We start from the raw sequence: 11297 nt of genomic DNA on the forward strand, positions 1-11297 counted from the left end.
ACGCGCCGGGACCATCGGGCGCCGTGGTCGGCGGGGTTCGCCGTGACGGCGCCCGTGTCCGGGTGCGGCCGGTCCCGCACGCCCTCACTCGACGCCGTCGGCCCCGCCCACGACGACCAGGAACGCGTCGGAGGCGAGGTCCATGACGACCTCCGCCGCCTGCCCCTCCTGACGGCGCGCCTGCGCGAACTCCTCCGCGGGCCACGACCCACGGGGTCCACCGGCGGGAAACCGCTCCAGCACCGTTCGCCCGTTCACCCTCTACCTCCCTGTCGCACCGCTGTGGAGAGTTAAACGCCCGCCGCGGGGTGAACGGCTCTGGCAGTGACGGTACTGAGACGAAGCCGACACGAGGCGGTACCGCGGCGGACCGGGTTCCGTGGAGCCGCGGACGGACCAAGGACCTGGTCCCGGTGGCTCCGCAGGGGGCTCGTTCCGGAAGCCGTACGGGCGCCGCCCGGCCCCGGTGTCACACCGCGGCGGGACGCGTGGGCGCCGCCCCGAGTCCCGCCCGCTCGCACCGCTCGGCCAGTTCGCCGAGGAGCTCGTCGATCCGCTCGGTGTGCCGGGGCGTGAGCCGGCCGGTGCCGTCGAGCTGCACGGCACACGCCGTGGTCGTGTCGACGAGCCGTTCCAGCGTGGCCGCGACCGCGGCCGTGCCCTCGGAGTGGCGTGCCAGGGCGGGGAGCTCGGCCGCGGCGACGTCGATCGCGGCACGGGCCTCGGCGAGCGCGCGATACGCCTCCCGGCGCAGGACCCAGCGGCCCGTACGGTCACGGGCCGTACCGTCGCCCAGCACATGGGTGAGATAGACGTCCGCCGCCTCGCCGGCCCGGGTGAGCCTCGCCCGCACGGTCCCGCCGCGCTGTCCGAGTGTCGGCAGATGTCCGACGAGCAGCACGATCGCGCAGGCCAGCAGGGTCTCCACGATCCGGTTCCAGGAGGCCTGAGGCTCACCGCCGACCATCACGAGGGCGAGGACGAGGACCGTGACGACGGCGGTCTGCGCGGCGAAGTGCCGGGTGGCGACGGGGATGAGCGCGCCGCTGACCGCCACCAGGGCGACGAACCCCTCCGGCCGCGGCAGCAGGAGGGCGAGCCCCGCGAAGGCGACCGCGCCGAGGACCGTCCCCGCCGCCCGGCACAGCACGCGCGAGGCGAGCGGTCCGAGATCGGGCTTGACGAGGAAGACGGCGGTCGCGGGGAGCCAGTACCAGTGCGGGTGGCTGCCGTACCAGCGCGCCTGGTGCAGGGCCTGGGCCACGGCGACGCTGGCGCCGAAGCAGAGGGCGACCCGGATGCCGTACTCGCGCCCGGCGGAACCGAACACGGTGCGGACGAGGGAGACGGCGGTGCGCCGCCGGTTGTGCAGAACGTTCCCGGAGCCCCGGTCGAAGGTCTCGGCGGCGTGCAGCAGAGCGTCGTGGAGAGCGTGCAGCGCGGGAACGACGGAGGTTCTCCCGGGCGGGCCGGACCGGGGGCCGGGGACAGCGGGCGCCGGCAGCGGCCCGGTGGGGGCACCCGTGCGGACGGCGGCCGCGAGCCGCCGGGGGCCTTCCGCCGCCCGCGCGGGCACGGCCTCGCCCGCCCAGGCGAGCGCCGTCGCGGCCTCGGCGAGCGGCAGGGCGGCGGCGTACTGCGCGTGCAGTCGCCGCTCGGCCGCGGAACTGGCGTACCGCCGCAGCCGGGGCCCGTCGAGCGCGTCCTGCGCGTGGTCGAGGGCCGCGGTCAGCGCGACGCGCCGCCGGGTCGCGTCGGGTCCGCCCACGGCGAGCAGCAGCAGGGCGACGGCGTCGTACACACCGCCGACGGCCTCCCGCTCCCCGTCGAAGCGGTAGTCACCGGGGTTCACCGTGGCCGTCGGCAGTGCCAGCCGCAGTGCGAGCAGCCAGCCGGCCCCGCCCAGGAAGAGCAGTGCGCGCACCCACCCCGGTTCGGGCGACGGCATCCCGGCCCCGATCGCCGAGGCGACCAGCAGCTGGGTCCCGGCCCCGGAGGCCACGGGTCCGACGGCGCTGACGGCTCCGGCGAGCAGTCCGAGCCCGGTGAGGACGACGGTGAGCGCCACGGCGCCGGTGTGCCGCCCGGCGTACGATCCGACGAGCAGACCGGCGGCCCCGGCGAGGGCCGGTGCCCCGAGCCGCTCGACGGCGACCCTGCGGCTGCCCGGCCGGTCGTTGATCCCCGCCAGCATGGCGCCGAGGGCCGCGATCACCCCGAGCGAGGTACGACCGTTCAGTACGGCCACGAGCAGCAGCGGCCCGGCGGCCAGCGCACCCCGGACGACCGCGTTCCAGGGGACCGGTCCGCGCTGGGCGCGCAGGGTGTGGGCGAGCCAGGGAGGTGCGGCGGGGCGGGGGAGGCGCACGGGGCTCCTGTCGGGCGAGGGCGGGGTGCCTTCGGGCGACGTCGGCCGGGCTCGTGTCGTTCTCAGGGTAGTGCGCGCTGCCCGCGGAGAACGAACGCGATGATTTCCGCGATGTGACATCTCACGGGAGACGGGCGTGACGTTCCGCGGGGGACGGACGAGGAGCGCCGCGCGCGAGACGGGTCGGATCGGATCGGGAGAGACACGCGCGGGAGCGGCTCGGAGGAGGAGGCGGGAACCGCCGCTCCGGGAGGGAGGAGGAGCGGGTCCGAGGGCGTAGCCGGCCCCCGGACCCTGGAATGCCGCCATGTCGCACGCCGGCACGCTTGAGAACCCAGGTCAGTCGTTATGTCGCCGCGTCCTGCCTTTGGACCACCACGCATCGAGCTGCGCGGGCTGGACTTGAACCAGCATTTCGGCGTACTGGGGCCTGGGCCCGGTCGATCCGGCGATCGGCGGCGAATACTGAGTCTGGAGCAATAGTCTGAGATTGATCACGGTCTGCCTCTTCCGATTGGGCTACCGCGGCGCGTGAACACTCCCTCGGCCGGAGTTCCCGGCCGGAGTGTTCTGTGGTGCCGCGGGGAGGACTCGAACCTCCACTGGAACCGTGCATTCACGACAAGCCTCAGCTTCAGCTTGCGCTCCTCGCGCACCCCGGCCGCAGTGCGTCGCGGCCGGGGAGTTCAGAGGCTACCCCTGTGCGAACAGGTAGCCGAAAACGGCGTCGCCGACGCGCTGGTCGACGACGTCCACGCCGTTGGCCTCCTCGCGGGCGAACTTGACCGCCTGCTGCAGCTTCTCCACGCGGTCGAGGAGTTCGTTCACGCGCCGCGCGGGCAGGGCACCGGAGAACTTGACGGTCGTCCAGTAGCCGACGGGGACGTCCTCGTAGTACACCTCGACCTGGGCCGGGTGCTTCTCGGTGGCCTCGGCCTTGACGTGGTTCCGGGGGACCTTCTTCGTACGGAGGGTCCGCACCGGCTCGGTCTTCCAGGCGTCGGTGGACGGATCCCGCACCCAGGACTCGGAGGCGTCGAGGACGGGCAGCTTGCGTACGAAGGTGTTGAGATCGGTGAGCTGCTTCTCGAGGAAGAGCAGGTAGGACACCGGCACCTCGGCGACGAGCACGCGCCCGTCCACCACCACGTCGGCCCTCGCCGCGCAGTTGGCCCAGTCCTTGGTGGCGGTCACGTCGAACAGTCGCGTCAGGGTCGCCGCCGTGTCCCTCAGCACGTCCTCGGCCTGCACCTGGACCCGGGTCGACTCGGGCGGCAGTTGTTCGCCCTCCTCGTCCTTGGGCTGGTACGTCCGCGAGATGCCCGCGAGCAACGCAGGCTTCTGCAGGCCATGATGAGCGGCCGTCAGGTCCTGGTGGGACTTGGACTTGACGCCCTTCTCGACTGCGATGATCTGATTGAGTTTCGCCACGTCGGTGACCGTAGCAGTGCCGACGGGGATCATTCGAAGGATTATTCGCCCGGGACGGGGACGGCGTCCCGCGGGTCCGTCCCGCACGCCCCGCGTGCCGTCGGCGGTAATCGGGGTGCGTGAACCCGCGTCGGACCCGCATCATCGGCAGGTTGTCCCTCACTCCGCCGACGACCCCGCCCACAGGGAGCCCCCATGATCCGACGCGTCACCGTTCCCGGTCTCTTCACCCCGCCCGTCTACGCGCACGCGTCCGTCGTCGAGGCGGGGACGAAGCTGGCCTTCCTCGCCGGATCCGTGCCGCTCGACGCCGACGGGAAGCTGGTCGGCCCGGACGATCCCGTACGCCAGGCCGAGCAGGTACTGGCCAACCTCGACGAGCAGCTGCGTGCCGTGGGGAGCGACATGGCCCATGTCGTGTCGACCGACGTGTACGTCGTCAGTGATGAGACCGCAGTCCTGTCCGCGGTCTGGAACGTCGTGGAGGCCTCCGGGCTGAGCATCGGCCCGCACTCCTCGACCCTGCTCGGCGTGGCCTGTCTCGGGTACACCGGGCAGCTCGTGGAGATCACGGCGACCGCGGTCGTCCCCGAGGCGTGACCGGCGGGCGTCCCGGGGCGTGATCCGGGACCGGGCCCGCCCCGCCCGGCACCCTCATGACGTCCACGGGGAGCGCGTCGGCAGTCCCGCGGACTCCGCCGCCGTGGCCAGGACCTGTCGCAGCATCGCGGGGGTGAGCCGCCCGGTGAAGGTGTTCCGCTGACTGACGTGGAAGCACCCGAAGAGCTCGGCGGAGGCGGGGCCGGTACCGGGGGCGTCCGGTTCCGGCCGCCGTACGAGCGTCACCCGGGCCCCGTGCGCGAACGCCGGACGAGGCCGCGGCACCGCCCACCCCGCCTCCGTGAGGGCGGGCAGGGCGGCCTGCCAGCCGAAGGCCCCGAGGACGACCACCGCGCGCAGCGTGGGCCGCAGCAGCCCCAGCTCCCTGACCAGCCAGGGCCGGCAGGTGTCCCGCTCGCCGGGCGTCGGCTTGTTCGCGGGCGGCGCGCAGTGCACGGGAGAGGTGACGCGCACGCCGTACAGCTCCAGTCCGTCGTCGGCCCTCACCGAGGTGCCCCGCGAGGCGAGCCCGATGTCGTGCAGCGCCGCGTACAGCACGTCACCCGACCGGTCCCCGGTGAACATCCGTCCGGTCCGGTTGCCGCCGTGCGCGGCGGGTGCGAGCCCGACGACGAGGAGAGGGGCGTCGGGCGGCCCGAAACCGGGCACCGGACGCCCCCAGTACGTCTGGTCGGCGAAGGCGGCACGCTTGGTGGCGGCCACCTCTTCGCGCCACGCGACGAGCCGCGGACAGGCCCGACAGCCGGTGATCCGCACGTCGAGCGCGGCGAGGTCGGCGGAGCGGGCCGCGCCCTGCGCCGGAGAGCTGCTGTCCACATCACCACCGTACGACCGGCCCGCCCGCGCCCGGGGACCGCGCGTCCGGTGCGGTCCGTGCGACGGAAAAGGCGTGCGGTGTGCCGGGTCGCGGGCGTTAGAGTCGGGCCATGGCTTCTCAGCGTGCTGACGGGGAGATGAAGGGCGCGGGTACCGGAGGCGGGCGCGGCTCGGACGGCGGGAAGGCCGCCACGGCCGACGCCAGGACCGGCTCCGGAACCGGCTCCGAGGCCGCTTCCACGGCGGCTTCCGCGACCACTGCCGCCGTCGGGGCCGCTGTCGCCGCCGGGCCCGCCGGTGGCGAGAGCGTGCGGGTCGACGCCTGGATCTGGTCCGTCCGTCTCGTCAAGACCCGTTCGATCGGCACCACGGCCTGCAAGGGCGGCCATGTCCGGGTCAACGGGGAACGCGTCAAGCCCGCGTACTCGGTCCGCGTGGGCGACGAGGTCCGTGTGTGGCACGAGGGCCGTGAACGGGTCGTCGTCGTGAAGCGCGTGATCCGCAAGCGGGTCGGCGCTCCCGTCGCCGCCGAGTGCTACGTCGACAACAGCCCCCCGCCCCCGCCGCGCGAGGCCTTGGCTCCGGCGGGCGTCCGGGACCGGGGCGCGGGACGCCCGACCAAGCGGGACCGCCGCGAGATGGAACGTCTGCGGGGCATGCAGACGGGCTCGTCCGGCCCCGTCCGGTCCTCGGGTCCCTCCACGGGACCGACCGGCTCGTCCGGTTCCACGGGCACGACCGGGTCCGGGGGCTCCCCCCGCCGCTGAGCCGCTCCCTCTCCCCCGCCCGCCCTTCCGCCCCGCTCGTCCGGTTCCCCGGGCCGCTCCGCCGGTGTCCCGGCTTCCCGACCGTACGGAACACGGCGACACGGGCACACCGGCGGGCACACGGCCGTGCGGCATCGAGGACTCCCCCGTTCCCGGAGGAGCCCCGCGCCCTTGCTCCGCCGTCACACCCGGCGTCATCCCCGGCGCCCCGCCCGCCGTCGTACCAGGCGGAGCAGTTCGGTCGTGTGGCCGCGCCTGACCCAGGCGATCAGACCGAGCGGCAGCATCAGGACGAGCGGGGTCGCCACGTACGGGCCGTGGACGACGGTGACGTTGACGATGAACGCACCGACCATCAGCGCGCCGAGCGCCACCGCGGCCACCCCGTCCAGCAACGGGACCAACAGGGCGAGGCCCCCGGCGAGTTCGAGCGCGCCGATGACGTACATACCGGTGTGACCCCAGCCCAGCTTGTCGAACGACTCCGTGGCCGAGGGGTGGGCGATCAGCTTGGGAAGAGCGCTCGCGAACGCGTAGAACAGGCCGAGGACGATCTGCAGGGCGGTCAGGGAGACACGGGCGGCGCGGGAGCGGGGGGTGACGGCGGCCCGGGTGGCGGTGAGGGGGAGAGCGGTCTCGGACATGGGGTCTCCTGTGGGAAGCGGTGGCTGCTTTCACAGAGGTAGACCTGGGCACTGCCGGTAACTCATCGGTGCCGAACGGGATTTGTTCCGCCCGGCGACCGCGGCTCACCGCTTTCGGCGCCGAACGGGGCGGTTCCCGTCCGGCGGCCGCCGCTCACCCCTTCACCGCCCTCACCCATATTCCGTCGTCCGTCAGATACCGGTCCACCTTGAGCCCCGCCTCCGCCAGCGCCTCCTCGAAGGCGTCCTTCGTCAAAGGGCGGGACAGGAACGTCTGGGTCCAGGTGGCGTCCGGGAACACGTACTCCGCGCGGACCGAGGAGGACCCGTCGCCGACGGGTTCGGCGGACAGGATCCGTACGACGAATCCGGACGGGTCGGCGCGCTCGCGGGGCACGTCGGTGTGGTAGTCCTCTCCCTCGCGCTGGATCAGCACACAACCGTCGTCCGCGACATGGCGGGCGCAGGTGTCCAGGAGAGCCCGCCGCACTCTGACGTCCCCGGCGTGCACGAGGAACGACGCCAGCAGCACGACGTCGAACGTCTCACCGAGGTCGAGATCCTCGATGCTGCTGCGTATCCGGCGCGCCCCTCGGACGTGTTCCAGCATGTCGGCGGACTCGTCCACCGCCGTGACCGCGAAGCCGAGGTCCAGGAGCGGGTGGGTCATCCGGCCGACCCCGCTGCCCAGTTCCAGGATGTGCGCGGCGGCGGGCACCGCAGCGGTGATGATGTCCGGTTCGGTTCCGACGGGCAGACGGGTGTAGAGCTCGACCGCGCAGCCGTCCGGTGTGATGGCACCGGGTCCCGTGCCCTCGTACCCCTGACGCATTTCGATTCTCATACCCGCCCAACGAACGGCTTCCGCAAGCCCGTTCCCCTCCCCCCTTCGCCCGTTCGAGTGAGGTGCTGGAGGGGCGTCGGCCCGAGCCTGGGGTCCGGCGGTCCGGCGGTCCGGCGGTCCGGCGGGACGTACTACAGCGCGAACCATCCCCGTCCGCCGTACCAATGTCCGCCCCCGCGCAGGTGGTCGGCCACCGCGCGCTCGACGCTGTTGCGCCGCGGGAGTTCGTCGAGCGGGAGGTCCGGATCGCCGAAGACGAAGCCGACGGGCGCCGTGTCGTCCGGGGTCTTCTCCTCGTGCAGCGGACGGAAGCGGTCCTGGAAGCGAATGATGTTGGAGTCGGCCGGCAGATACCGCTTGAGCTGCGGGTCGAGCAGCCAGGAGTCGCAGAGGGCTATCCCGTGGCGCTCCTCGGGGTAGTGACGGGCGAAGAACTCCCGGGCCAGGGCGAGCGAACGGTCGCACGCGGCCGGGGAGAGGGGGCCGCGGAAGTCGGTGATGTGCAGGCTCAGGCAGGGGGCGCCGGGGTCCAGGTCCAGCCCCGCCGCCTCGACGGCGTCGGCCGTGCGCCGCCCGGGCAGGACCCGCTGGAACTGGAGCCGTCCCAGCTGGAACAGCTCGCCGTGGAAGTGCAGGGCGATCCACCAGGGGAACAGCAGTCCGGGGCCGCCGGCTCTTCGGTGGTGCACGGACACGTGACGGCCGAGGTCGGCGAGCGTGCGCCGGGAGACGTCCTCCGGCACCCCGCGCTCCCGGTGGTGGGCGCGGACGTACGGAAGCGACGCTATGAAGACGTACAGATGGAAGCAGCGCCCGAGTCGTCCCGCCGTCTCGGGGAAGGCGGGCGGCTCCCAGCCCTTCCCTATGCCGCCCATGTCCCGCACGAAGCGGGTGACGCAGCGCGCGAGAAGGGCCATCGCCTCCGGGTCTGTGGCCAGCCGGGCGCGCAGCGCGACGAGTTCATTGATGTGTTCATGGGGCACGGACAGGTCGAGCAGGATGTCGGGCAACGCGTCGGCGTCCGGGAGCGGCACTTCCCGCGGGCCGGGGCTCTCGCTCTCCAGGTCCCTCAGCCACTCGGCGGTCCTCGCGTCCGCCCGCAGAGCCTTCAGCAGCACCGTCGCCTCCCCCGGCGGCCGTCGCGCGACCGCTCTCCCTTGGTGAACGTGCACCACGAAGAGTACGTTTCCTCATAGGAGTGGTGATCCTGATGCGTACGGGCAGTGAACCGGTGACAGCGCGCAGCGCTCTGCGGATGCGCTTCTGGCTGAGCGTCTGGGGCCTGGTCTGGGCCGTCTTCGGAACGGTCGCGTTCATCCTGGTGGGACGGCCGGGGTGGGCGGCGGCGTGCGCCGCGCTGTGGGTGATCGTCACGGTCGACATGACCATGATCCTTCGGCACATCAGAGAGGGCCCGCACTACCAGCCGGGCCGTGACGTCCCGCCGTACGAGCCCGTGGACGACCGGCGCGCGTACCGGCCGCCCGAGCGACGCCGGCCGTCGAGGCCGTCGCATCCCTGAGACGGCCGGACGGTCACGAAAGCGCCGGGCGGTCGAACCGTCCGGCGCGGACGCGCTACGAGTCGAAGCGTGCGGCCCGCAGGTACTGGGGCTTCGGGTCGAGCGCGGCCGCCAGTCTGAAGTGCCGCTTCGCCTGCTCGGGGCGCCGCTGGCGTTCGTAGGTCCGGGCGAGCGCGAAGTGCGCGAACGCGTTGTCCGGCTCGCGCTCCAGGACGATCGTGAACTCCAGCTCGGCGGGCCGCAGTTGCGCGGCGGCGAAGAAGGCACGCGCGCGCAGCAGCCGGGCCGCGGTGTTCTCCGGGTGGGCGGCGATGACCGGGTCGAGCAGCTTCACCGCGCCCCGGGGGTCGCGCGCGGCGAGCAGTTGCTCGGCGGCGCGGAAGTCGATGACGTGCGTCTCGGGAGTTCGTCCGATCGATCCGCTGGTCTCGGGCACGGCAGAGTCCTTCCCTCGCTGCAAGGGTTCAACGCCCCTTCCGAGGGGCGCTATTCCTGGGGCGTGCGGGCTCTGCGCACGAGATCGGCCCATACGTCCCGTACGCGCCGCTCCAGTTCCTCCAGGGGGACGTCGTTGTCGATCACGACGTCCGCGATCTCCAGCCGCTTGTCGCGCGAGGCCTGCGCGGCCATGCGCGCGCGGGCGTCCTCCTCGGTCATGCCGCGCAGGCGGACGAGGCGGTCGAGCTGGGTCTCGGGGCGGGCGTCCACGACGATCACGAGGTCGTACAGCGCGGCCAGACCGTTCTCCGTGAGCAGGGGCACGTCGTGGACGACGACGGCGTCCTCGGGCGCGGCGTCCTCGAGGGTGCGCGAGCGCTCGCCGACCAAGGGGTGGACGATCGAGTTCAGGACGGCGAGTTTCCCCGGGTCGGAGAAGACGATCGAGCCGAGCTTCGGCCGGTCCAGGCCTCCGTCGGGAGCGAGGACGCCCTCGCCGAAGGCGTCGACGACCGCCGCCAGCCCGGGAGTTCCGGGTGCGACGACCTCCCGCGCGATCCTGTCCGCGTCGATCAGCACCGCGCCGTGCTCGACGAGCAGCCGTGACACTTCGCTCTTGCCGGCGCCGATACCACCGGTCAGGCCCACCTTCAGCATGTCTGGCAGCTTAGGCCCTGCCACTGACGGACTCTCCGTCCGGGAGCCCGGGAGTCCAGGGACCCGGGAGGAGAGGTCAAGCGTCGCCTTCGCGTTCCGCCAGGAAACGCTCGAACTCCTGGCCGATCTCGTCCGCCGAGGGGATGTCCACCGGTTCCGCGAGCATGTTGCCACGGGTCTCGGCGCCCGCGGCGGCGTCGTACTGGTGCTCAAGGCCCTGGACGAGGGCGACGAGTTCCTCGTCCCCCTCCTGGATCTGACGGTCGATCTCGGTCTGGGTGCGGTGCGCCTCGGTCCGCAGGGCGTGCGCTATCCCGGGAAGCACCAGTCCGGTCGCGGCCGTGATGGACTCCAGGACGGTCAGCGCCGCGTCCGGGTACGGGGAGCGCGCGATGTAGTGGGGCACGTGCGCGGCGACACCGAGGACGTCGTGGCCGGCCTCCGCGAGGCGGTACTCGATGAGGGACTCGGCGCTTCCGGGGACCTGCGCCTCGTCGAAGGGGCTGCGGTGGCCGGGCACCAGGTCGGTGCGGTTGCCGTGCGGGGTGAGGCCCACGGGGCGGGTGTGCGGGACGCCCATGGGGATGCCGTGGAAGTTCACGCAGAGGCGGACCCCGAGCCGTTCCACGATCTGCTGGACGGCGGCGGCGAAGCGCTCCCACTCGGTGTCCGGTTCGGGCCCCGACAGCAGCAGGAAGGGCGCGCCGGTCGCGTCCTGCACGAGCCGGACCTCCAGGGTCGGCTCCTCGTACTCGGCCCAGTGGTCGCGCTTGAACGTCAGCAGCGGACGGCGGGCGCGGTAGTCCACGAGCCGGTCGTGGTCGAAACGGGCCACGACCTGGTGGGGCAGCGAGTCGAGCACCCGGTCGACGATCTGCTCGCCGGTTTCGCCCGCGTCGATGTATCCGTCGAAGTGGTAGAGCATGACAAGACCGGCCGACTCCTGGGCGAGCGCCGTGTCGACCACGGCCAGGCCCTTCGGCTCCCATGCGTACAAACCCTGCGGATCAAGCACTGTGACCGCTCCTCCTCGTGTTCGTAGTGCACAACGTGGCATGGAGCACGGACAGTCCCGTCCCGTGCCGGGTCCGCACGGCAGGCTCCGGAGGGCGCACCAGGCTCGGGACCGCAGGCTCCGGAGGGCACACCGGCCCCGGGAACCGCACCGCGAGCCCGGAGGCCACCGGAC

The 11297-nt window shown here is 72.8% G+C and carries 13 protein-coding genes; 3 read left to right on the plus strand and 10 right to left on the minus strand.

Annotated features, from left to right (window positions below):
* Positions 1–84: 84 nt before the first annotated feature.
* From CW362_RS43880 to CW362_RS33650, 3 genes are all read right to left on the minus strand, one after another.
* On the minus strand, positions 85–258 hold the full coding sequence (locus CW362_RS43880; protein ID WP_167455648.1) for a hypothetical protein: 174 nt from the start codon (positions 256–258) through the stop codon (positions 85–87).
* Positions 259–469: 211 nt separating this feature from the next.
* Complete coding sequence (locus CW362_RS33640; protein WP_240658163.1) at positions 470–2368, minus strand: FUSC family protein; 1899 nt, start codon at positions 2366–2368, stop codon at positions 470–472.
* A 693-nt stretch (positions 2369–3061) separates the two neighbouring features.
* Positions 3062–3799 carry a DUF7873 family protein gene (locus CW362_RS33650; protein WP_103553412.1) on the minus strand — a complete coding sequence of 246 codons (738 nt, stop codon included), beginning with the start codon at positions 3797–3799 and terminating at the stop codon, positions 3062–3064.
* Positions 3800–3994: 195 nt separating this feature from the next.
* On the opposite strand from CW362_RS33650, the gene CW362_RS33655 reads away from it, so the two are divergent.
* Positions 3995–4399: a RidA family protein gene (locus CW362_RS33655; protein WP_103553401.1), complete on the plus strand. Its 405-nt coding sequence runs from the start codon at positions 3995–3997 to the stop codon at positions 4397–4399.
* 54 nt (positions 4400–4453) lie between these two features.
* Here CW362_RS33655 and CW362_RS33660 read toward each other — a convergent pair whose 3' ends face one another.
* Positions 4454–5236, minus strand: a complete 783-nt coding sequence (locus tag CW362_RS33660; RefSeq protein WP_103553402.1) for a uracil-DNA glycosylase — start codon at positions 5234–5236, stop codon at positions 4454–4456.
* Between the two features lie 110 nt (positions 5237–5346).
* Between CW362_RS33660 and CW362_RS33665 the strand changes: the two genes are divergently transcribed.
* A complete protein-coding gene (locus CW362_RS33665; protein ID WP_206301132.1) occupies positions 5347–6003 on the plus strand; it encodes an RNA-binding S4 domain-containing protein in 657 nt (218 codons plus the stop codon).
* Positions 6004–6197: 194 nt separating this feature from the next.
* Here CW362_RS33665 and CW362_RS33670 read toward each other — a convergent pair whose 3' ends face one another.
* The 3 genes from CW362_RS33670 to CW362_RS33680 all read right to left on the minus strand — a co-directional run bounded on the left by CW362_RS33670 (position 6198) and on the right by CW362_RS33680 (position 8609).
* Positions 6198–6647 carry a DoxX family protein gene (locus tag CW362_RS33670; protein ID WP_103553404.1) on the minus strand — a complete coding sequence of 150 codons (450 nt, stop codon included), beginning with the start codon at positions 6645–6647 and terminating at the stop codon, positions 6198–6200.
* 154 nt (positions 6648–6801) lie between these two features.
* A complete protein-coding gene (locus tag CW362_RS33675) occupies positions 6802–7479 on the minus strand; it encodes a class I SAM-dependent methyltransferase (RefSeq protein WP_103553405.1) in 678 nt (225 codons plus the stop codon).
* A 143-nt stretch (positions 7480–7622) separates the two neighbouring features.
* Complete coding sequence (locus CW362_RS33680; RefSeq protein WP_103553406.1) at positions 7623–8609, minus strand: acyltransferase domain-containing protein; 987 nt, start codon at positions 8607–8609, stop codon at positions 7623–7625.
* A 92-nt stretch (positions 8610–8701) separates the two neighbouring features.
* Between CW362_RS33680 and CW362_RS33685 the strand changes: the two genes are divergently transcribed.
* Complete coding sequence (locus CW362_RS33685; protein WP_206301133.1) at positions 8702–9013, plus strand: DUF6343 family protein; 312 nt, start codon at positions 8702–8704, stop codon at positions 9011–9013.
* Positions 9014–9068: 55 nt separating this feature from the next.
* Here CW362_RS33685 and CW362_RS33690 read toward each other — a convergent pair whose 3' ends face one another.
* The 3 genes from CW362_RS33690 to CW362_RS33700 form a co-directional block, all read right to left on the minus strand.
* The gene (locus CW362_RS33690; protein ID WP_103553408.1) at positions 9069–9449 is read right to left on the minus strand and encodes a tetratricopeptide repeat protein; all 381 of its coding nucleotides are present in this window, start codon (positions 9447–9449) and stop codon (positions 9069–9071) included.
* 50 nt (positions 9450–9499) lie between these two features.
* A complete protein-coding gene (gene coaE, locus CW362_RS33695; protein ID WP_103553409.1) occupies positions 9500–10108 on the minus strand; it encodes a dephospho-CoA kinase in 609 nt (202 codons plus the stop codon).
* 76 nt (positions 10109–10184) lie between these two features.
* Positions 10185–11123 carry a PAC2 family protein gene (locus tag CW362_RS33700; RefSeq protein WP_103553410.1) on the minus strand — a complete coding sequence of 313 codons (939 nt, stop codon included), beginning with the start codon at positions 11121–11123 and terminating at the stop codon, positions 10185–10187.
* Positions 11124–11297: the final 174 nt, after the last annotated feature.

It is taken from the genome of Streptomyces populi (genome assembly GCF_002911015.1).
GTDB classification, from domain to species: Bacteria; Actinomycetota; Actinomycetes; order Streptomycetales; family Streptomycetaceae; genus Streptomyces; species Streptomyces populi.